Genomic DNA, 21378 nt, shown 5'->3' on the forward strand with positions numbered 1-21378 from the left:
CATCCGGTATTGCTTCGGTGCATTGCTTCGGTGCATTGCTTCGGTGCATTGCTTCGGTGCATTGCATTGGCGCATTGCCTCCGGCGAATGCACCCTACATGGATGCGCCCTACGTGAATGCACCGTTGGCGGATGTGCCGTTGGCGGCGGCATTACTCTGGGCGGCGGATGGCTTCCAGATAGTTGTAGATGGTGTAGCGCGTGACGCCGAGGGCGGCGGCGGCTTTTTCGATGCCGCCTTTGACGATGAACAGGCCGCGCTCCTGCATTTGCCGGACGGCAGCCAGCTTGGCTTGTTTGTTCATCGGTCGGCCGCTGCCGCAGGCTTCGCCCAGTGCGCTCTGGATGATGTCGTTCATCATCAGCGCCATATCGGCCGGTTCGTCGGTGCTTGGCTCTGCCTGCGGGGCATCGCCCAGCAGTTGGGCCAGGCAGGCCTGGGCGGTGCGGATGCCGCTGAGGTCGGCGTTGATGCACAGGCTGGCAAAGGGCTGGCCCTGGGCATCACGGTAGACGGCGGTGGCGCTGCGCAGGGTTTTGCCGTTGGCGCCGGTGGTGTCATAGGCCGGGGTCACGACGGGCTGGCCGGGTGCCTGCGGGTCGGGGGCTTGCTGTACTGCGGCGAAGCCCTGGTCATGGTGCAGGCCTGCCAGCACCGGGCTGCCGATGCGGCGGCCTGTGACGTGGCCGTTGACGATGGCGACGACCGATTTTTCCGGTTGGCTCAGGTCGTGCAGTACCAGCTCGGTATGCTTGCCCACGACGCTGCCCATGGCTTGCAGTGCGGCTTTCAGTACGCTGAAGACCAGTTGCCGTTCGGCCTGGGTTTCCTGCCTGGGCTCACTCACAAGGCATCCTGTTCTGCGTTGCTCGACATGCTGTTCAGGATATCAACCATTTGTTGATATTTCAACATTGTGTTGATTTTTGTCGGGCCGGGCGTGGGGCAAAGGTGTCGTGCAGCAATCAGTCTGCGCGGGGGCTCAGCGGGCCATCGACCTGGATCCGCACGGTGAGGACGGTGAATCCGCCGCTGGGGGCTTCGCTGTCAGGTGTCGGAACCGGCGGCGGCAGGCGCGGACCGGCAGGTATTGCCGTCATTTGCAGCCAGCGCTCCAGGCCGCTCATCTGCAGTCCTTTGCTGAGCAATGCGCGGACGATGGTGCGCAAGGGGGAGATCTGGCCGAGGTCGTAACGGGCGTAGACCTCGCGCGGGATGGTGCGTTGGGTCTGGCTGGCAAAGCGATTGAGGTTGGGTTGCCGGGTGCAGTACTGGATCAGGTCGCGGACCAGGTGGTCCCAGTCGGTCGCCGCGCCCGGGGGGTTCAGGGGGTGTCCGGCATAGTGGGTGGGCAGGCCGAGTCCGGTCATGGCCAGGATGGCTTCGGCCAGATGCAGCATCGGTCCTTGCCCGGCATGCAGTTGGCTGGGCCAGAGGAGCTGGTAGGGCAAGGTGCGGGGCAGTTTGCCAAGCGGGATCAACAGGTAGCGGGCATAGGGTTTGAGTCCGGGGGTTTGTGGTGTGGCGCCGAGATCGTATTGCGCGTGTGCCGGGTTGATCGGGGCGGCGGTGCTGCTGCTGTCTCTGGTCACGCGCAGGGGGGCGCAGCAGGCCTCCAGCAGGTTGCGTTCTTTCAGGGTGGAGGTGTCATGGGGCGGATCCAGGGCATCGGGCAGTTGGCAGCATTTGGCCTGCAATAGCGCGGCGCGTTCGCTGATGGTGGTTTGTTGTTGGTTGACGACCTGCACCAGCAGCAACAAGTCGGCCAGTTCGACGCTGACGGTGTGGGGTGCCGGGCTGCCCGGCAGCTGGTAGTGGCTGTGTGCCTGAGGGTATTGGTCTATCCACTGTGAGCTGACGGTGACGTGGCCGTTGCGGCATTGTTTCGCCACATGGCTGGCCAGCCAGCGTGCCAGGTAGTTGATACGGCGTTGCGAGTGCATGTCGCTCAGATGCCAGCGTTCGACCTGGCGGGTGCCGATCCTGTGGCGCTCTCGTTCGACGTATTCCCACAGTCGCCAGCCATAGAGGGTGTGTCGGGCAATATTTTTCATCATGGTTGATGTGGCTTTCTGCTGTGTCTCCCCTGCCCTGTCTTACCCGGCCAGACTTTGCAGGGCGGCACTCAGTTGTTGCAGTCCGGGCTGGTCTCGGCGTGCTTCGGGGATGACCAGGTAGTAGTGCTGGTCGCGGGTGGCGAGGGTGGCAAAGGGCATGACGAGTTCGCCGCGGGCAAGGGCTTCTTGCGACAGGCGCGGGTCGCCGAGGGCGATGCCGTAGCCAAGGGCAGCGGCGCTGGTGGCGCTGTCGAGGCTGTCGAAGATCAGGCTCTGCCCGGGCAGTGTGCCGCTACCGAATTGCTGCCACCAGGTTTGCCATTCATGGTGGTCGGCGTCGGCGTGGATCAGGCAGTGTGGCTGCAGGTCGGCGGGTTGTTTCAGGTCGCGCGCCAGGTCGGGGCTGCACATTGGGGTGAGGTGTTCGGCGAACAGGCGCTGGGCGTGCAGGCCGGGCCATTGGCCGTGGCCGCGTACGATCATGGCGTCGGGTTCGCGCTGGCTGAAGTCGGGCTGGTCGTGCACGGAGGTCGTGATGTCGAGGCGAAGACCGGGCAGTTGTTGTTGCAGGCTGGCCTGGCGCGGCAGGAACCAGCGCAGGGCCAGGGTGGAGGGTAAACGCAGGCGCAGGATTTCCTGTTGCTGGCTGCTGAGTACGGCAAAGGCGGCCAGTTCGCTCAGGGCCCGTTGTGCCAGTGGCAGGAGGGCTTCACCATCGGCGGTCAGGTGCATGCCTTCGGGGCTGCGCAGAAACAGGCTGCGCTGGTAGTGTTGTTCGAGTTGCTGGATTTGCCGGCTGACGGCGCCCTGGGTGCGGTAGAGCTGGCTGGCGGCGCGTGACAGGCTGCCGAGCCGGGCTACGGCGAGGAAGGCTTGCAGGCTCATCGTCGAGGGCATGGGCTTGAGCAGTTCGCCAAGGGGGTATGCAGGGTCTGCATGGCCCCCTTGTGTTTTTTTCGATTTCGCGGGCATGGCGGCTTGGCTAGGCTGGGGCTTTCGGTTGAACAAGGAGTCTGTCTATGTCTGCACTCGATCCGGCCCGGCTTGCCGGGGTACTGAAAGACTACCTGCGCGAGCTGGCTCTCGGCAATGTCGACGCGGTGCTGGCGTTGTTTGCGCCACAGGCGCGGATTTACTCACCGCTGCTGGGCTGGGTGAGTCCGGCGCCGTTTTATCGTCAGTTGGCGGCGGCCTCGGGCAATAGCCGTATCACGCTGCGGGATATTGGTCTGAGTGTGCAGGGGGCACCGCGCGCCATGGCTTATTTTCGTTATGACTGGGTGTTGAAGGATGGCTGTGAGGTCAGTTTTGATTGTGTGGATGTGTTTGATTTCGACCCGGACGGGCTGATCGGGCAGATGGTGATCGTGTATGACACGTACCCGATCCGGGGGGATCTGGGGGATCGCTTTCAGCTGGCCGGGGAGGCTTGAGGCGGGATGGGTGCATTGGCATGGGTGCATGCATTGGCGCATTGCATCGGTGCATTGCATCGGTGCATTGCATCGGTGCATTGCCGGAGGCGAATGCACCCTACCGGTGTAGGGCGCATTCGTTCATTGCGCCGTTCGCCGCCGGGGCATGGCATGGGTGTATTGCCGGGGGCGAAGGCACCATCGGTGCATTGCATCGGCGCATTGCCTTCGGCGAATGCACCCTACGCGAATGCACCCTACGATTGTAGGGCGCAATCGTTCATTGCGCCGTTCGCCGCCGGGGCATGGCATGGGTCTTCAGGCGTGCTTGAGTTTGCCGTAGTGGTTGTCGCCATCGCTGCCTGGTGCCAGCAGGATGTATAGAAACACCAGCCCGCCGACATAGGGGATCAGGTTCAGGACAACGTGCCAGCCGGATCGATCCAGATCATGCCAGCGTCGGACATGCAGGCTGAGGGAGGCCAGGATGGAGGGGACCGCGACCAGGGTCATGAGTCCCCACACCAGGGTGTCACTGCCAGCCAGGTGCCCAAGCGCGAAGATGATGCCGTACATCAGCAGGTTGAATGCGGCCAGACCGAGCAGGCGGATGAGCAGCTGTCCCCGGTTTAATCTGCCCTGGAAGGTAAACAGCAGGGTGGATAGCCGCTTGGGCTTGGTAAGAGGGTTAGTGTTGTCCATGGGTTGATACATCTTGTTCTCCGAGTGAAGGTGGGGGTGAGGTGCTGTCGGCGCTCTTGGCTGGCGCATAATTCATTTGACATATTACCAGTAAACCACCCATCACACCTCATCGGAGAACGGCGCAATCGTTCATTGCGCCGTTCTCCGTCGGGGCATGGCATGGGTGTATTGCCGGGGGCGAAGGCACCATCGGTGCATTGCCGGAGGCGAATGCACCCTACTCAGAACGTGTACTTCACCGCGGTATACAGCGATCGGGCCGGTCCGGGCACGCCGACACCCCAGGGGATGTTGTTGATCCCCATGGTCGCACCCTGCCCGGTGTAGGCACCGCCGAGCGGTTGGGTATAGAAGTGGTTGAGCAGGTTGTCGATGCCCATGTCCAGGGTGAGATGGCGCCACTGGTAGCGGGTATGCAGGTTGAGCAGGCCATAGCCCGGGGTCTGGATTTCATTGCGCACGGCCGAGACATTGCGCTTGGCGCTCACCACTTGCCATTCCAGTGTGTTTTGCCAGCCGGCCAGGCGTTGTTCGAGGCTGAACAGGCCGTTGAACGGCATGATGTTGTACAGGTTGTCGCCAGTGCTCAGGTTTTTGCCACGGGTGTAGTCGAGCTTGCCGTTCAGACGCCACTGGCCGTAGGCCGCATGGTCGGCCAGGGTCAGTTCGGCGCTGAGGTCCATGCCGTAGAGTTCGGCATTCTGGTTGATGTATTGCAGGGTGATGAACTGGTTGGTGCTGGTGCTGCTGATGCGGCGGGCGTCGATGTAGTTTTCGACGTAGCTGTAGAACGGGGCCAGGCGCAGTTGCCAGCGGCGTTGTTCAGCGTCATGCCAGTTGGCGGTGAAGCCGAGGTTGTGGGCCACTTCGGGTTTGAGGTTGAGGTTGCCGACGTAGCCGTTACCATCGCCGACGAAGTTGTTCATCACCGCCGCCATGGCAAAGCTTGACCAGGTGTAGCGCTCGTACAGGTTGGGGGAACGGGTCTTGCGGGCATAGGCCAGTTCGTAGTTGGCACGGTTGTCGGGCTGGTAGCGCAGCGCGGCGGACAGGTCGATGTTGCGGTCGATCTGTTGGTGCGGCTGAGTGTTGAAGGCGTTGGCATGGCCGATATAGGCAATGCCGGTATTGTAGCCTTGCACGTTGCCGGCATTGCTGTTGACGGTGCTGTAGCGCAGGCCAAGGTCGCTCTGCCAGGCGGGGTTGAACTGGTGTTGCCACTGGGCAAAGGCATCGAGACGGTTGCGCTGGCCGTTGTTGATGTTCCAGAAGGTGTTCGGGGACATCCCGCCGGTCCCGGAGGGCGGCCACCAGTCGTCCAGACGGTAGTGCTGCCATTCGCCGCCGAGTTTGACAGTGTCGTCGAGACCGACCGGCAGGCTGGCCTGCAGGTTGAGGCCCTGGGTATGGCTGGCGGTTTCCATCGGCATGCCGGGGGCGCTGCCATATTGATATTGCTTGTCGTCGCCGAACTGCATGCTGTGGCGCACGTACTGGTTGTACAGCCGGGCGTCCAGCTCACCCCAGTCGTATTGCTGTTGCAGGTGCAGGACAAATTGTTCGGCATGGTTGTTGGTCATGTCCATGCGCTGGTTGGGGAAGCCTTCGTAGGGGCTGTGCTGGCTGCTGATGGTCAGGTCCCACTGGCTGCGTGCCTGGCGGCCGGCCAGGGTCAGCGACTGGTTGGTGACCTGGTAGGCGGAGGAACCAACGGTGTCGCCGTTGAGCCAGTTCTGTCCGCTGGCAGCCGGGCCGGCGGCCTTGAAGTTGCGCGCGGCGATGTAGTTGTCGGCGCGGGCGGTGCTACCGCTATAACCCAGGCTGAGGTGGTCGTTGGCGACCTGGGCGCTGGCATGGCTGCCGTAGCCGTTGCCGTTGCTCTGCCACCAGGCGCCGAGCTCACCCTGGCTGACGGTGGCGCTGCTGTCGGAGAACAGCGGGGCGACCGGGTTCATGACGATGACGCCGCCGATGTTGTCGCCGCCCAGGCTGACCGGTGCGGTGGCCGGGTAGGCGGTGGCGTTGCTGACCTGGTGCGGGTTCACGTAGGACAGCGGCGAGTTCATGTGGTTGGGGCAGGAGGCGTTCAGGGCCACGCCGTTGTGCTGTACCTGCAGGCGGTCGTCGGCCAGGCCGTGTTGGACTGGCAGGGCGGAGAAGCCGCCGGCAGGGTGCAGGCTGATGCCGGGCAGATCGCGCAGCAGCTGGCTGGCGTCCGGGCTCTGTGCCTGGTGCTGGTTGAGTTTGTCGGCTTTGACTGTCTGGCCTTGCTGGTCAATGGCGCTGTCTTCGACGTGCACGGTGGGCAGGGTGGTGCTGTCGGCCGCCCAGCTGCCGCTCTGGGTCAGGCAGGCCAGCGCCAGGCTGACGGCCAGGGGTAATGGTTTTGTTGTTGTCATTCACTCTCTCCACATCATTGGGCCTTGGGCCCTTGTTATTGGCAGCGCTCAGGGGCGCTGCAGGGAAAACTGCACGGGCACCATGACCTCGTCGTCGACGGGTTGTCCATGGCGGCGTGCCGGAAAAAATTGCCAGTCGTGTACGGCCGCCAGGGCGGCGTTGTCGAGCCGGGGAAAGCCGCTGCTGCGGGCGAGTTCGACCTGCAGGGCCTGGCCGTTGCGGCTGACGCGCACGCGCAGCAGGACGGTGCCCTGCTCGCGGTGGCTGCGTGACCACAGTGGGTAGGGTGGCTGGGCCAGCATGCGGTAGGCCGGGGGCTGGTCGTCGGCCAGGTCGGCAGGGCTGGCTGCCGGGGCGCTCGGCGCGGCGGGCGCGGGGGATGCGCGGTTGGCCTCGGCGCTGGCACGCCGTACCGGGGTGACGCTGACGGCAGGGGGATGTGCGCTGTGCCGGGCGGGCCGGGCCGGCGGGGTGGCGGCACGGGACCGGGGCGGCGGCGGGCTGGGCGCGACGGTTTGCGGCCGGACCCGGGTTTGCAGGCGGATGCTCAGCGGCGCGCTGCTGGCGCTGCCCTGCCCGCCTGCGGCATGCGGCCGGCTCAGGGTGGCGATCAGCAGCAGATGCAGCAGTGCTGACAGCAGAAGGAGGTAGTGCAAGCGCCGGCCTGGGGGGGATGGCCAGGCCGCGGCTTGTAAGGTGTTGGGCCTGCCCATGCGATATTCATTATTGTTACGCGTCAGGCAGGGAAATTAGAACAAATACATATTTTGTGGAATGTGACAAATTGTCGCGCTGTGTGTGCAGATGTGTCGGCGCGAGAACGGGGTCAGGTCTTGTATTTTGCATCCCGACGCAAAATACAAGACCTGACCCCGTTCTCGGACCCCGTTCTAGGCGCCGCGTGTGGCGACGCCCTCTCAGGGTTTGGTTTTGTTCAGGGTGCGCAGTTTGGCGGCGTATTCGTCGTCGTCGAGGACGCCTTCGTCGTGCAGGGCTTCCAGGGCTTGTCGGGCGGCCTGCAGGTCGGGTTTGTTGCCGCTGCCGATGTCGGGGGGAAGTGGCAGCTTGATAAGGCGAGTGGGGGCGAGGATGGTCTGCCAGCCGCTGGCCGCCGGGTTTTCGATCCAGGTCAGGATGGCGACTGGCATGGTGGCGGGTTGTTGCCGGGTGTCGCAGGGGCCGGCACGCAGGACGGCCCAGCCGGTTTGATCGAGGTGTCGGGCGGCGGCGTTGACCAGTACCGGGTGTTGTCGGGCGTAGGCCGGGTCGAGAGCGGCGGCAATCTGGCGGGTGAAGGTTTGGTCGTTCTGGCCGGTGCCGCGCCCGCGCAGGCTGTCTTCGTTGCTGAGCTGGCGGGCGCTGTACAGCATTTGCCGGTAGGCGAGGTCGAGGGTGCTTTCGTCGTAGCTGACGCCTTCGGTGGCCGGGTTGTATCTCAGGTTGTCACTAACGGTACCGACAAACCGGTCGAAGGACTGGTTGACGGCCTGGTCGACGCTCATGCTGGCGCAGCCGCCGAGCAGCAGGCAGGCCATGAGGATGGCCGCGGGGCGGCAGCGCCGGCGCATTAGTAGCTCTCCAGTAATTGCTTCTTCTTTTGTTCGTATTCTTTCTTGGTCAGGACGCCGCTCTTGTAGAGTTCGTACAGGCTCTTGAGTTTGTCGGCATTGCTGCTGGTCTTGCCGGCCGGGGCGGCAACGGCATTGTCCTGCACGCCATGCTGGCTCTTGTAGGTGATATTGAAAACGGTGGCCATGGGGTACCACTTTTCGCCACGCCAGCCGATGCTGCCGATGAACAGGATCGGCACTTCGTAGCCGGCATAGCCTTTACCATCGACGTTGTAGCCGGCGCGGGTAATGACCCAGCCGTTGTTGGCGGCAAACAGCCGGGCGGCGGCCAGCGTGCCACCGTTGGCCTGGGCATAGTCGGCGGCGACGTAGCGGTCGGTGGTGTTGATGTAGTTCTCGGGATAGGCAACGGTCATGGGGCCCCAGATCCCCATCAGGCCGGTTTCGTTGCTGACGGCATTCAGGTAGCTGTTGTAGTAGGCCTGTATCTGGTTGATGTCGTAGTGGATGGCATTGGAGTACGGGTCGTATTTGACCGAGTTCTGCACGTTTTTCAGCAGGATCTGGTAGTTGCGTGTCACGGAGGCGTCAAACGACTCTTCATCCTGGGTGGTGGCACAGCCCGTCAGTCCGGCCAGCAGGCCGAACAGGCAAAGCAGTTTCATCAAGCGCAGCATGGTGCTCTGTCGCATGGCTTGCTCCTGTGTGGTGGACAGTTCAAGGCTAGCAGAGCGCCTCTGTCGGGCTTTGATTTACGGCAATACATATCATCTTGTTTTTATTCGTCTGCACTGCCCTGGCGGGCCGCAATGGTATATACATGAATCCTGCGATTGTTTTGGTGATGATGTCATGAATTTTTGGCTGCGGTGCGGGCTGATGTGCTGCCTGCTGTCGGGTCTGCCCGTGCTGGCCGCGGAGCGGCTGACGCTGGCGACAGAAACTTATCCGCCTTACAACATGCTGGATGACAAGGGTCAGGTCAGCGGGGTGTCGACCGAGATCGTGCGCCAGTTGCTGCAATCAGCCGGCATCGATTTCAGTGTGGGGCTGTATCCCTGGTCTCGCGCGATTCTGATGGCGCGGATTCAGCCGAATACCTGTGTGTATTCGATGTCGCGCACGCCGGAGCGCGAGGCGCTGTACAAGTGGGTCGGTCCGCTGGTTTATAACGACTGGGTGTTGTTTGCCATCAAGCAGTCCAGCCACCCTACCCTGACGGATGCGCTGCGCAATTCGCGCATTGGCAGTTACAAGGGCGATGCGATTGTCGACTGGCTGACCGAACGCGGTTTCAATGTGGATGTGGCCAATAGTGATGATCTGAACCCGCGCAAGCTGATGCTGGAGCGGATCGATTTCTGGGCTACCGGCAAGCTGATCGGCCAGTACTGGTTGCGCCGGCAGGGCTTGCAGGACCGGATTGAGCCGGTGCTGACCTTCAACCGGACCGAGATGTATCTGGCCTGCCAGAGGGACATGCCGGATGCACTGATTGCCGATCTGAACCAGCGGCTGCAGGCGATGTACAAGCGCGGTGCGGTGCGGCGGATTTACGACGCCTACGGCTATAAACCTTGAGTGATCCGATGCGGGGTCAGGTCTTTCATGTTGCGTCTTGATGCAAAATGAAAGACCTGACCCCGGTGTTTTGTTCGGTGTTTGCTTTACAGGCGCTCTGCCGGTACGACGTGCAGGGGCTTGGGGGTGGCGCTGGTGGCGCGCCAGGCGGCGTTGAAGTGGTCGATGACTTGTTCGCCTGTCAGGGCGAAGGCACTGAGTGTGGTGTGGGCATCGCTGATGACGTGGACTTCGTAGCCGCGTGATACGGCGTTGCGCAGGGTGCTGTCGATGCAGAAGTCGGTGGCGCAGCCGCCGATCCACAGTTGGCGGACGCCATGCTGTTCAAGCAATGCTGCCAGGCCGGTGTCGCAGAAGCTGTCGCCATAGGTCTTGCCGAGGTAATGGTCTCCCGCCTGCTGGACCAGACCGGGGTGCAGTTGCCAGGCGTCGCTGCCGCGTTCCAGGCCGGGTTCTTCGTGCTGGATGAAGATGACCGGGTAGCCGCGCTGGCGGGCTTTGGCGCTGGCGAGGTTGAGTTTGTCGAGCACCTGGTCGAGGCGCGCGGCGCGCGGCTCGGCGTCGACCACGCCGTTCTGGACGTCAATGATGAGCAAGGCGGTATCGGGCATGGGGCTTGGCTTTCTTCATGGGCTGGGAGGTGGGACGGGCATCAGGCTGCCCGTCCCCGGGCTTCATGCTGTTACAGCGTGCCGTTGCTCACGTACTCGACGTCGTTGACGATGTTGTTCTCGTCAAAGGTGACAATCAGCAGCTTTTGATACTGTTTGAGGCTGAAGACCGTGCCACTGACCTGGACGTAGTGGTAGATGGCCGCATTGCCGGTCTTGAGTTTGATCAGCGGGTACAGCGCCTGGCCACTCGGTTTGCCGAGCAGGGCGGTGACTTGATCTCGGGTGGTCTTGCCCTTCTGAATGGCGCTGACTTTGCTGTCGTCAAAGTCGGTGGCATCTTCGGCAAACGAGCCGATGAATTCTTCACCCACCAACACATCCTGGAAGGTCGAGAAGGTCATCGAGCGCGCCGGAATGACACCGGGCCGATGCCCGGTACCGCCGGAGACGGCATAGGCATACTGTGCCATCTGGACTTTCTGCTCATTCTTGAGGATTTCGCCGGTTTGGCGCGGGCTGCCCATGACACGGGTGACATCCGCCATGGTGGACTTGCCCAGGGCCAGGTCGGCCGTGCCGGGACGCTTGAAGTCGGTACCGGCACAGCCGGTCAGGAGTGCCAACAGGAAAGCACTTGCTACGAAGCCAGTCATCTTCATTTTTTAGTCACTTTATCTCTATCTAGGATCAATCCCGGCGCTGACACCACTCGGGTATCGACGCGGCATGACATTATAATTTACAAATACATGCATTGTGACGGATTGTGTCTGATTGATTGCGATAGGTTAAGTGCGTTGGGTGCTGAGCCGTTCCAGCATGTCGGCCTGAAGAGGAATCAGCCGCGGCTGGCGCTCGTGGATGGCAGCCACTCCGCCCAGGGCAGGCTCGGTGACGACGTAGACGATGGCGCGCTGATCTCCGTTACTACGGGTCTGGATGGGGTTGTCGAGCAGGATCAGGGCGCCCTGGATGGCCAGCTGGCCGTCGATGGCAAACCAGTGTTCGGCGCGCTTGTTGTCGCGCTCCATGAAGGCACTGCAGGGGATTTTGACCGGGCGCGGTTTGAGGCGGGTCCATTTGCCGGCCAGCAGACTTTCGCGCCGGGCGCAGGCGCCGGCCGGCACGCCCCTGATGTCGGCGCCGTGCGGCAGGCCCCACTGGACCCAGAGGAGGCTGCCGTCGCGGCGCAGTACCGGCAGACGCGGGCTGTCTTTGTAGTAGTAACGTTGCTGGTCGTATTCGATGGCGGCACACATGGCTGGATTATGGCATGTGTGCCGTTTTTTTGACGGGTCAGGCGCGTTCGGGAGCGGGGTTGTAGCGCATGGCGGTCTTGGGTTGCAGCGTGGGCAGCAGCAGGCCGAGCAGCGGGCAGGTCATGAAGGTGGTGACCAGGGCCATGACCACCATCATGGCGAAGATGGTGGGGGTCAGGATGCCGATGTCGTAGCCGATGTTGAGCACCACCAGTTCCATCAGGCCACGGGTGTTCATCAGTACGCCCAGTGCCCAGGACTGGCGCCACCGGACACCGGTCCAGTGGGCGGCGAGTGCGGCACCGAGGACTTTGCCGACGGTGGCGACCAGGATGATGCCGCCGCAGACCAGCCAGGCATGCCAGCTGTCGAGCAGGCCGATTTCGGCGCGGATGCCGGTGTAGGCGAAGAAGATCGGCAGCAGCACCACGGCGGTGAGGTCTTCGATTTTCGCGCTCAGGCTGGTCTGGAAGGTGAGTTCGTGCGGCATGATGACGCCGGCGAGGAAGGCGCCGAACAGGGCGTGGATGCCGATGACTTCGGCCAGCAGGGCCGAGCCGAGGCCGACGCAGAAGACGAAGGCGAGCTGGGCGCTGGTGAAGGTGCCGCTCTGGGTGGCGGGCCACAGCAGGCGGTGGGCCAGGGGCCGGATCAGTTTGATCATCAGCACGACGTACAGGGTCGAGGCCAGCAGGACGATGACGGCGTGGTGCAGGCTGCCGGCCTTGACGATGCCCAGCACGCCGGCGAGCAGGCACCAGGCGGTCACGTCATCGACGGCGGCGCAGGCAACGGACAGGGTGCCGACCGGCGTGCCGCTCAGTCCCTTGTCGTGGATGATGCGCGCCAGTACCGGGAAGGCGGTGATGCTCATGGCGATGCCGATGAACAGGGCAAAGGACGAGAAGGCCACGTGGCGCGGACCATAGTCGCGATAGAGCCAGAACGACAGCAGGGTGCCGAGCAGGAAGGGCAGCAGGATGCTGGCGTGGGAGACGACGATGGCGGTGCCGGCGCGCTGGCGCAGGCTGGACAGGCGCAGGTCGAGGCCGACCACGAACATGAAGAAGATCAGGCCGATCTGACTGAAGAAGTACAGCTGCGGCATGGCGCTTTCGGGAAACACGAAGTGAAAGCCCTGCGGCCAGAGTTGGGCAAAAACCGATTTGCCGAGCAGGATGCCGGCGAGCATTTCGCCGATGACCGGCGGCTGGCCGATGGCTCGCAGGCCAAAGGCGCACAGACGGGAGAAGGTCAGGATGATCAGGATCTGCATCAGCAGGCCGACCAGTGGCAGGGTGGCGTTGTGGCCGAGTGTGCCTTGCAGGGAGGCCAGCCAGTCGTCGGACTCGTTGGCGGCCTGGCTGAGCCAGACGGGGGTGCCTTGCGGGCCCTGACTGAGGATCCACAACAGCAGGCTGACAGACAGCACCAGCACGGTGCCATAACCCAGTACATGCCAAAAAACTCTTTTCATACAGCGCCCTCCGACGTTCAATGCGGGCTTCTCCCTGCGCTCGTCGCGGATGGTAGCACCGCCCTACCCTGCTGGCATGAGGGTTAAAGCAATCTGACCCCCTTTCGATCAATTGAGTCGCGATTCTGAATGCCCCGGCGCACAGAACGGGGTCAGGTCTTGTATTTTGCGTTTCGATGCAAAATACAAGACCTGACCCCGTGCGGGGGGTGTTGCGAAGCGCGCACAACATGCTGATTTTTTATCGTTTGACGTGTTTTCCGCCCGGCGGGATCATGGCGCCCTGGATTCAGGTGCCCTGTGTTCCTTTCGGAACGGGGTGAAACGGGAAGCCGGTGCCGCTGCTGTTGCAGCCATGCCGGCGCAGCCCCCGCTGCTGTAGGCCTGACGACGCGATCACCATGCCACTGGATGTTGTCTGTCCGGGAAGGCCGGTCGCCGAGGTGGAAGGCAAGCCAGAAGACCGGCCTGATTCCTGGGTGCTCTGCCCCCTGTCTGGGAGTGCGGAGGTCCCGCGAGATCCGTCCCCGGGGTGGGGAGTGGTGCTCTGCCTGCAGCCGTGTGTCGGCCTGCCTGTCTGCGCCTTGTCTGCTCTGTCCCCGTGGTGGTGTTCTCGCCTGGTTCGGCGCGGTGTGTCCGTGGCCGCTTGTCTCCCCGGTGGGGGGAAACACCCTTGTGAGCATAGCTATCATGAAGCAACAGCAATCTTATCTGGTCGCGACGATCGGTTCGAAAACCCGTTATGGGGGCGAGGTGGTGACGGCCACTTCGGAGATGGAGTTGATTGCCCGGGTGGGCGATACGGTGCGTTATCCGGATGGTTCGGAGACGGTGATCATTTCGGGTGCCGGCAGTCTGTTGCTGCTGGCCGGTCGGCCGGCGGCGATTGTCGGCAGTGCGCTGGCCAATGGCGATTACATTATTTCCAGTCCGCAGTCTTGTTGTGCAGTGATGCCGTCGGACAAGTCGGTAGCGGGGTTCCTGGATCCGGATTATCTGCCGGGCAAGGTGGCCTGAGTCGCAGCAGCGAGAGAACGGGGTCAGGTCTTGTATTTTGCATCGGGATGCAAAATACAAGACCTGACCCCGTTCTGTTCGATGTGCATTTTGCGCCGGGATGCAAAATACAAGACCTGACCCCGTTCGATGAAAAAGCCGTTCATCGTCAGATGAACGGCTTTTTTCGGGATGGCAGGCGACGCAGGGCGTCGCCTGTTCTGCTTGTGGGCTTACTTGCCGCCCAGTTCTGCCTTGGCTTCCGGCATCGGCAGCTTGCCTTGGGCAACATGGCGTTCGTAGCGAGCAACCATGAACCAGCCGATCAGTGCGAAGACCACCACACCGATGATGGACATCATGCCTTCTTTCATGTTGGCACCGACGTCTTCACCCAGGTAGGCGTGATACAGCGGGGAGGCCACGGTGAACAGGTTGGCGAAGCCGATGGTCAGCATGGCGCACCAGGCCATGAAGATGCCCGAACCGTTGGAACGGAAGATGCGGATCGGCTTTTCTACAGCATCGTTACGCAGGTAGTGAATGTAAGCGTAGATGATGAAGATCACCGGTACGGTCATGGTCACGTTGGTCAGGGTCACCAGGTTCTGGATCAGGTCGGCCACGGCGTCACCACCGAAGGTACCCAGGGCGATCAGCACGATCACCAGACCCAGTTGCCAGCGCAGTGCCACGGTCGGCATGCCGTTCTGGTTTTCCTTGCTCCAGCTGGCCGGGAAGATGCCTTGCGGCACGCCTTCGATCATTTGCTTCAGCGGGGCGTAGATCAGCACGAAGAAGGCACCGGTCAGGGCGCAGAACATCGACACGCCGGTGTAGGCGGCGAAGACGTTACCCATGGTGTTGCAGGTGCTGGCGGCAGCGCCCAGGCTGCTGGCCAGGGTCGCGCCCAGGGTGTACATGAAGTAGTACACGGCGTTACCGGCGTAGAACAGGCCGGTACCACCCTGGCTGGTCTTCATGACGTCATGCAGGACTTGCGGCGAGTTGCGGTCGATGAACCAGGTCGCAGCGAAGATACCGAAGCAGTAGACGAAGATGCCGACGCCGGCGCCGATCAGCAGACCGCGCTTGACGTTGCGTTCCGGGTTTTCCAGTTTGTCGACCAGACCACCGACGGCTTCCACGCCACCGTAGGCGAAGATGGCGTACACGGCGAAGCCGAACAGGCCAACCAGACCGGTGATGCCATCACCAGCGTACTTGGAGAATTTCGGTACGGTGGTCATGTCAGCCCAGCTGTAGGAGCTGGCCGGATGGAAGCCGTGGGCTGCCAGGATGATGAAGGCACAAACCAGCAGGATCACGTTCAGCGACATCACGGCGATACCACCGATGGAGGCCAGTTTGGCCAGCTTGGTGACGCCGAGGGTGATCAGGTAGGTGACGAACGAGATCACGATCATACCGATCACGCCCATGCCGATCGGGCCAAGGGCTTCCTTGACCAGGCTGGTGGCGTGGCTGAAGCCGCCATCAATGAACGGCGACATGGCATAGGACAACGGAATCGTGATCATCGAGGCCACGTTCATCATCCATACCACGTAGGAGAACCACCACATGAAGATGGTGATGAAGCCGAGTTTGCGGCCGAAGCTGCCGCCAACGCTCTTCTCGATCCACGAGAAGATACCGCCCTTTTCGCTCTTGAAGCTGGCACCCATCTCGGCACAGATGATGGAGTACGGCAGGAAGAACGAGAAGCCGGTGAATACATAGAACAGAATCGAGGATTGACCCATGTAGAAAATACCGCGCGATACGTTGGAGAAACCAAGTACCGAGGTAAAGAACATGAGGACGAATCCAACCAATGTAATTTTATGAGCTGGAGTCTTTGCTGACACGATACATCTCCCTGAGTGGATTTCGAGCGCGTTCCGTTTGCTGCTTATCCGGCGGAACAGTTCGAAACCGGTTCTAACTACGAGCTATTGCCTTGTGGGCAATGACGCCTGATCTGCCTTGGCATCGCCTGCCGGACCGCAGGCCGGCGCCCCTTTCGGGTCCAGAGACTGTGACATCTCTGGCAGGTCAATCAGGCGTTTCAGGTGTAGTACACGGCCATCCAGGTCTGGCAAAGATCAGCGATATGACAGACAACCATCCACGAACTGCCTGTCAGACCCGCCAACCCCTGTTTTTATTGTTCGTCCTGGAGGCTCGCGCACATTATGCTCATGCACAAAATGACAAGACGTTGTCGTTTATCAAAAAAACCACTATTTGACATGTCATCTCATACATATGCTGCGTTAATGCACCAGGAGGGCATGATTTCTGTTTATCGGGTATAAGCTGGCAATCTATCCGCAATCTTTTCAGAGTGCGCTAGTTCGCTGAATTCGCGATAAATATCATCTTGTCCTGTCTGGCTGAGCACTGATTTCCCGCCTGAATGACGGGCAGGCACGCGCCGCACCCGGCGTGGGGTGCAAAGCCTGTGTTACGGAACATTACCTCTTGCTGATATGACAGACAGCTGGCATGGCCGGCTGCAATGTGACGGCGGATCGGACAGTCCCGGACAGCCGGTTTCTGTGTCGATCCTGCCGACGTCAGAGGATGGCACTGCAGAATGCACATCGCCCGATGCGGGGCGACAACACTGCTGGCAAACAACCGCAAAAACAACGCCTTGCACAAATCAGTCTGATAAAGCCCCTGACGGCGCTTCACCAGGGCGGCAATTCTAGCACTACGCGTCTGATTTCTAAAGACAAATTAACAATTTAACCCGATCGGGCGCCGACCCGCGTGGCATGGGCGCCGGCAAAGCCGCTGGCGACGGCACGTCATGCCTATGGCATTGATTACTTGGACGACATGGCAACAAGGGGCTATGATCTTTGTCTTGTTCAATCAGGGTGACGGCAATGGAGCGGTGGTGGCTATGGCAAGCGGGGCTATGGGGACTGGTGTTGGCACTGGCCTGGCTGAGCATGCTGGCCATGCGTCGGGCGATACGTCCGACGCAGGAGCAGTCGCAACGCTGGCTGAAGCTGTCGAGCCTGCACACCAGCCACGGCCGGCATGAGCGCACCTTGCAGCGCTGGTCGCGCATCGTCAAACATTCGCACTCCGCGTTCTGGACGCATGTCAGTCAGCGGCATGAGCCACGGCAGTAGCGCCGGGTTCAGAAGTCGCCGCGCACACTCAGACTGACCAGATCCCGTTTGCTGCCATAGAGCACGATATTCGCGTCATCACGGATATGGCTGTAGCTGACGGTGGAGGAAAAATGCTTGTTCCATGGCCAGCTCAGACTGGCGGTGTAGTTCCAGATGCTTTCTGACCGGGTCACCAGGAAGGCCGGGTCTTTCTGCCGATAGTCATCGCTTTCGTGGGTCAGTGTCAGGGCGCTCTCCAGCCCCGCCAGCCATTTCACATTGAGGGCACCGGACAGAATCACCATGCGGCGCCCGCCACCGGCACGATTGTTCACGCCATCATCCTCGCCGCGGTAAGCGGCGACGCTCCAGTTGACCTGCGGTGTCCATCCCTGTTTCCAGGCCAGTCCGGCCAGTGCAACGTTACTATCGTAATTGCGCATGCTGCGATCGGCATAACGGGTACTGGTGTACTGCGAGGTCAGGCTGAGCAAGGCGCTGCGGCCGACCGGCTGACGCCATTCGAGGATGCCGCCCTCGCTGCGCAGATAGTCGCGGCCCGCCATTTGTTGTTGCTCGCCTTGCAGCATGCCCAGCAGCAAGCCACTGCCTACCCGGCGTGATACGCCGCTCTGCAGGTTGTAGAAAGTGCGGTCGAACTGGCGCAGCGGTTCGTAGTGGCGTGTCTTGACGCGCGGCAGCAGATAGAAGGTCCAGTCGTCATTCAGCGCCCCGGTGAGGGCACCGCCCAGCTCCAGGTCGGCGTAGCTGCTGGCCGAGGCGCGGGCATCCGGGTCAAGTTTGATCGGCAGGGGCGAGAAGCCGGGGGCCACGATCGACAGTTGGTCGGTGGCGGAGTTGACGTTGGAGTCCCAGCCGATTTCCTGGCGCACGGTGTAGGACAGCGACCAGGGGTGGCGGATCTTGTCGAGTGCGGCCTGCAGGGTGTCGATCTTGCGCTGGGCGACGGGCGGGGGTTGCAGGGCACGGGCGTGCTGCAGGGCGGTATCGGCACGCAGGGTATCGCCGGTCTGGAGGTAGGCGTCGGCCAGGTCGAGCCAGGCGGCGCCGCTGTTCGGGTTGGCCGCGGCGGCACGTTCCAGTACCCAGGAGGCGTCGGCGGCGCGCCCGCTCACCAGCAGGGTAAAGCCGAGCAGGTGGTCAAAGCGGCCGCGACCGGCACATCCGGCTTCTGCCGGCTGCAGTACGGCCAGCGCGGCGGCGGCATCGCCGCGGTTGAGCGCCAGCTGGCCCGCCTGCGCCGCATTCGCGCACTCGTCGGCAGCCCGGGCAATCAGCGGAAAGACGCTACCGCACAGGGCAAACAGTGTCAGGGTTTTTTTAATATCCCCACCCCGGAGACGGACTCATTCTGATTAGTCTGCAAGCCATAGTGGCTGATCATGCCACCGGCCTGGGGGCCGATCAAGACGCCCGCCGCCGAGCCGTTGCTGATGGTCGGGCTCTGGCAACCGGTGCAGCTGCCGTTCAGCGCGATGCCGCTGCTCTGGAAGGTTTGCAGCGATACCGCCGCGCCACTGTTGGCGTCCCAGATCCGGCCCTGGCCATCGGTCACATTGATGGCGTAGTGGTCAATGGTCGGGTTGGCACCAAAGGTGACGTTGGCGGTCAGGCTGTTGATTTGTCCGCCCATCTTGCCGTTCTCATCCACCGGCCCCGGCATGCCGGGAACCATGGTGTAGCTGCCGGTCTGTCCGCTCATGGCGGTGATGGCTGAGCCGGGCGTTGCCCCGCCGGGCGCAAAAGCAAACTGGTGCAGGTCGGCATATTGCCAGTCGCCATTGGCATCGCTGGCGCCGCCACCGAAGTAAACGCCCCAGTAAATTTTGGCGCCGTCCGTTGTGGTATAGATCTGGTACTGCACCGGCTGTTGGGTATCGTCATCGACAAAAAACAGCAGCGATCCATCATTCTGCACCACATACAGGGGCAGTCCGGAGCGCGGATCGACGCCGATCTGCCAGCTGTTGTCTTCGTCGACCTGCAGATGGCCGCGCTGGATCTGGCCATCGGCCACGGTCACGCCGACATAGGCCGAATTGGCCGGACTGTCTTGCGGCTCGACCGACAGGTCAAGGACAACGCTGTTGCTGACGATGCGGTTGGGCAAGGCCGTCGACAGCGGGTCGGTGGGTGTGGTGACGCCGCTGCCAGCGGCATTGTCGCTGCTGCCCTCGCTGGTCTTGGCCGGGGCCAGGCCGCGCAGCGGCAGGTTGCGCAACACTTCCGGCAGCACTTCGATGGTCTTCGGCGCGCCCTGGTCAAGCGGGGCAAAACCGGACTGGGTGGGTTCGATGCGCACGCTGCCCGCCGGGTTGAGCAGGGTGGTGCCGCCACTGATCACATGGTCGTAGGTGCCGGGGGCCACGCTGCTGAAGCGGCCGACGGCGGCCGGTACCTGGAACAGCTCGTGGTCGGTGCCGCGGATGTGGACCTCGGCGCTCGGCGTCCGGATCAGGTAGTTCTGCTTGTTGAGATGGCCGATGTCACCGGTCATGGCACGCATGCCCCCCTGCTCCAGGGTCATGGCCAGGCGTTCGCTGCCGTCGATTTTCTCCGGCAGGTTGAAGGTATTGATATGCAGTTTCGAACCGGAATACAGCATCACCGAGCCCTGATCGGCCATGCGGATCTGCAGCAGCCCGTCATTTTCCGCGGTCATGATGGCATCGCCTTCGCACACGGCATCGCCGCGTGTCAGCTCGCGTGCCGGCAGGCCCGGTTGCTGTGCCAGCACCTTGCCATGGCGATACAGGATGTAGCCGGCCAGCCTGGGCTGAGCCGCGATCGGGGCGGTTTGCAGCCCGGTGCCGCCGAGGCCGCCCCAGCCCTCGTGACCGGCGGGCTGGTTGTCCGCTGTGCTGGTGGCCGGCTTGGCTGATTGCGGCTGAATGCCGGTGCCGCCCAGGCCGCCCCAGCCTTCGTGGTCCGGCAGCAGGTTTTTCGCGACGGTGCGCTGGCCCGGCGTGGCGGGCTGCTGGATGCCGGTGCCCCCCAGGCCGCCCCAGCCGTTTTTCGGTTCGGGCTGGGCCGTGGCGGTTTGCACACCGGTGCCGCCCATGCCTCCCCAGGGGGTCGGGGGTGGTGTCTGGCCGGGCGGGGTCGGCAGTGGCGCCACTTGCTGGCCATGCGCGTCGAAGCGACAAACGGCGGCGGCCCAACCCGTCAGCGGGGTCAGGCTCAGGGCGGCGAGCAGCAGGAGCTCAGGCCGAAGGCGGATTCGCAGCAGGCTTGTCTTCGGCATGATAGAAGTAGGCACCAAAATGCATGCGTTGTGGCGGGGTGCTGTCTGCACCGGCTGGCTGGCTGTGGTTTTGCATGACCATTTCCTGTGCCATGCGGTTGATTTCCAGCAGGGCATCCATGCTCATCTGCTCTGCCCGCTGCTTCAGTTGCTGAACCTGTTCGGGACTCAGGCCGTGGTAGAACACGCAGCGGTCCATATAGGGGGCCTGCTGGCCTTCGAGGTTGCTGACCACGGCCGCCAGGTGGTCATGGATGTTGCGGCCGAAGAAATCCATTTTTTCTTCCAGCGCCGGCGATTGCAGCAAGGCCTCGACGTTCAGGTGCACCCTATCGTCCTGATCGATCTGCACCAGACCGACGCGCTGCCATTCGTCAAGGAACACTCTGGCGCGCACATCCTTGCTGATGTCGTAGACCATGCCCTCAAAGGTCGGCGCTTCGTGCGTGGTGGCCTGGCGCGGCAATGGGCGCGGCCGGCCCTGGGCATCGAGGAAGCGCGTTTCACCGGTCCACTTGGCCAGTAACTGGGCCTGCAGCGAGACATGGCTGTGCTTGGTCAGGTTGAGCGGGGCATCGTCGGTTTCCCGCAGGCGTTTGACATCCTTGCGGTGCACGCCGGTCAGAATGCTGATGCGGCTGTCGGTCTGGGGTTTGCCGGGCAGGGCAAAATCGCGTTCGGCGACATCGACATAGACGCGCTTGAGCAGCTCTGCCAGCGAGGGATAGGCCATGCCATGGTTGAGCAGCAGACGCACCAAGGGCTCCAGCAGATAGCGGAGCGCTTGCAGCATTTTGGCGGGCGGGCTGGCACTGGTATTCATGGAAAACCATCTGGATCTATTACAACTGATAGCGTAGCATGAATAGGTAACCATGCCCATAAAAAATGGGTAAATTTCCC

Annotated in this window: 20 protein-coding genes and 1 riboswitch; of the genes, 4 read left to right on the plus strand and 16 right to left on the minus strand. The window is 62.3% G+C overall.

Annotated elements, in window-relative coordinates:
• Window positions 1–152: 152 nt before the first annotated feature.
• The 3 genes from JNO51_RS15645 to JNO51_RS15655 form a co-directional block, all read right to left on the minus strand.
• The gene (locus JNO51_RS15645; protein WP_252346116.1) at window positions 153–848 is read right to left on the minus strand and encodes a transcriptional regulator; all 696 of its coding nucleotides are present in this window, start codon (window positions 846–848) and stop codon (window positions 153–155) included.
• Window positions 849–966: 118 nt separating this feature from the next.
• Window positions 967–2058: a hypothetical protein gene (locus JNO51_RS15650; RefSeq protein ID WP_215779129.1), complete on the minus strand. Its 1092-nt coding sequence runs from the start codon at window positions 2056–2058 to the stop codon at window positions 967–969.
• 39 nt (window positions 2059–2097) lie between these two features.
• Window positions 2098–2943 (minus strand): LysR substrate-binding domain-containing protein, encoded by an 846-nt coding sequence (locus tag JNO51_RS15655; RefSeq protein WP_215779132.1) that lies wholly within the window; start codon window positions 2941–2943, stop codon window positions 2098–2100.
• 134 nt (window positions 2944–3077) lie between these two features.
• On the opposite strand from JNO51_RS15655, the gene JNO51_RS15660 reads away from it, so the two are divergent.
• Entirely contained in the window at window positions 3078–3491 is a 414-nt protein-coding gene (locus tag JNO51_RS15660) for a nuclear transport factor 2 family protein (protein WP_215779135.1), read from the plus strand.
• Window positions 3492–3791: 300 nt separating this feature from the next.
• Here JNO51_RS15660 and JNO51_RS15665 read toward each other — a convergent pair whose 3' ends face one another.
• The 5 genes from JNO51_RS15665 to JNO51_RS15685 form a co-directional block, all read right to left on the minus strand.
• Window positions 3792–4187 (minus strand): DUF805 domain-containing protein, encoded by a 396-nt coding sequence (locus JNO51_RS15665; RefSeq protein WP_215779138.1) that lies wholly within the window; start codon window positions 4185–4187, stop codon window positions 3792–3794.
• Between the two features lie 212 nt (window positions 4188–4399).
• The gene (locus tag JNO51_RS15670; protein WP_215779141.1) at window positions 4400–6577 is read right to left on the minus strand and encodes a TonB-dependent receptor; all 2178 of its coding nucleotides are present in this window, start codon (window positions 6575–6577) and stop codon (window positions 4400–4402) included.
• Window positions 6578–6625: 48 nt separating this feature from the next.
• The gene (locus JNO51_RS15675) at window positions 6626–7234 is read right to left on the minus strand and encodes an energy transducer TonB (RefSeq protein ID WP_215779144.1); all 609 of its coding nucleotides are present in this window, start codon (window positions 7232–7234) and stop codon (window positions 6626–6628) included.
• Between the two features lie 261 nt (window positions 7235–7495).
• Complete coding sequence (locus tag JNO51_RS15680) at window positions 7496–8146, minus strand: hypothetical protein (protein ID WP_215779145.1); 651 nt, start codon at window positions 8144–8146, stop codon at window positions 7496–7498.
• Window positions 8146–8841, minus strand: coding sequence for an SHOCT domain-containing protein (locus JNO51_RS15685; protein ID WP_215779146.1), 696 nt, complete (start codon window positions 8839–8841; stop codon window positions 8146–8148). The genes JNO51_RS15680 and JNO51_RS15685 overlap by 1 nt, the downstream gene beginning before the upstream one ends.
• Window positions 8842–9001: 160 nt before the next feature.
• Between JNO51_RS15685 and JNO51_RS15690 the strand changes: the two genes are divergently transcribed.
• On the plus strand, window positions 9002–9730 hold the full coding sequence (locus tag JNO51_RS15690; protein ID WP_215779147.1) for an ABC transporter substrate-binding protein: 729 nt from the start codon (window positions 9002–9004) through the stop codon (window positions 9728–9730).
• An 86-nt stretch (window positions 9731–9816) separates the two neighbouring features.
• On the opposite strand, the gene JNO51_RS15695 is transcribed toward JNO51_RS15690, so the two are convergent.
• From JNO51_RS15695 to JNO51_RS15710, 4 genes are all read right to left on the minus strand, one after another.
• Window positions 9817–10341, minus strand: a complete 525-nt coding sequence (locus JNO51_RS15695) for a cysteine hydrolase family protein (RefSeq protein ID WP_215779148.1) — start codon at window positions 10339–10341, stop codon at window positions 9817–9819.
• A gap of 71 nt (window positions 10342–10412) precedes the next feature.
• Complete coding sequence (gene bamE, locus JNO51_RS15700) at window positions 10413–10997, minus strand: outer membrane protein assembly factor BamE (protein WP_215779149.1); 585 nt, start codon at window positions 10995–10997, stop codon at window positions 10413–10415.
• A 135-nt stretch (window positions 10998–11132) separates the two neighbouring features.
• The gene (locus JNO51_RS15705) at window positions 11133–11603 is read right to left on the minus strand and encodes a hypothetical protein (protein WP_215779150.1); all 471 of its coding nucleotides are present in this window, start codon (window positions 11601–11603) and stop codon (window positions 11133–11135) included.
• Between the two features lie 37 nt (window positions 11604–11640).
• Window positions 11641–13080, minus strand: a complete 1440-nt coding sequence (locus tag JNO51_RS15710) for a cation:proton antiporter (protein WP_215779151.1) — start codon at window positions 13078–13080, stop codon at window positions 11641–11643.
• A gap of 274 nt (window positions 13081–13354) precedes the next feature.
• Window positions 13355–13567, plus strand: a riboswitch (cobalamin riboswitch).
• A 203-nt stretch (window positions 13568–13770) separates the two neighbouring features.
• Here JNO51_RS15710 and JNO51_RS15715 point away from each other — a divergent pair.
• Window positions 13771–14097 carry a PAAR domain-containing protein gene (locus JNO51_RS15715; RefSeq protein WP_215779152.1) on the plus strand — a complete coding sequence of 109 codons (327 nt, stop codon included), beginning with the start codon at window positions 13771–13773 and terminating at the stop codon, window positions 14095–14097.
• 212 nt (window positions 14098–14309) lie between these two features.
• On the opposite strand, the gene yjeM is transcribed toward JNO51_RS15715, so the two are convergent.
• Complete coding sequence (gene yjeM / locus JNO51_RS15720; protein ID WP_215779153.1) at window positions 14310–15896, minus strand: glutamate/gamma-aminobutyrate family transporter YjeM; 1587 nt, start codon at window positions 15894–15896, stop codon at window positions 14310–14312.
• A gap of 1080 nt (window positions 15897–16976) precedes the next feature.
• Between yjeM and JNO51_RS15725 the strand changes: the two genes are divergently transcribed.
• The gene (locus tag JNO51_RS15725; protein WP_215779154.1) at window positions 16977–17228 is read left to right on the plus strand and encodes a hypothetical protein; all 252 of its coding nucleotides are present in this window, start codon (window positions 16977–16979) and stop codon (window positions 17226–17228) included.
• Between the two features lie 8 nt (window positions 17229–17236).
• On the opposite strand, the gene JNO51_RS15730 is transcribed toward JNO51_RS15725, so the two are convergent.
• The 3 genes from JNO51_RS15730 to JNO51_RS15740 all read right to left on the minus strand — a co-directional run bounded on the left by JNO51_RS15730 (window position 17237) and on the right by JNO51_RS15740 (window position 21298).
• Window positions 17237–18346, minus strand: a complete 1110-nt coding sequence (locus JNO51_RS15730) for a tetratricopeptide repeat protein (protein ID WP_215779155.1) — start codon at window positions 18344–18346, stop codon at window positions 17237–17239.
• A gap of 194 nt (window positions 18347–18540) precedes the next feature.
• Window positions 18541–20475 (minus strand): FecR domain-containing protein, encoded by a 1935-nt coding sequence (locus JNO51_RS15735; RefSeq protein ID WP_215779156.1) that lies wholly within the window; start codon window positions 20473–20475, stop codon window positions 18541–18543.
• On the minus strand, window positions 20435–21298 hold the full coding sequence (locus JNO51_RS15740; RefSeq protein ID WP_215779157.1) for a DUF6502 family protein: 864 nt from the start codon (window positions 21296–21298) through the stop codon (window positions 20435–20437). The genes JNO51_RS15735 and JNO51_RS15740 overlap by 41 nt, the downstream gene beginning before the upstream one ends.
• Between the last annotated feature and the right edge of the window lie 80 nt (window positions 21299–21378).

Source organism: Paludibacterium sp. B53371 (assembly GCF_018802765.1).
Lineage (GTDB): Bacteria > Pseudomonadota > Gammaproteobacteria > Burkholderiales > Chromobacteriaceae > Paludibacterium.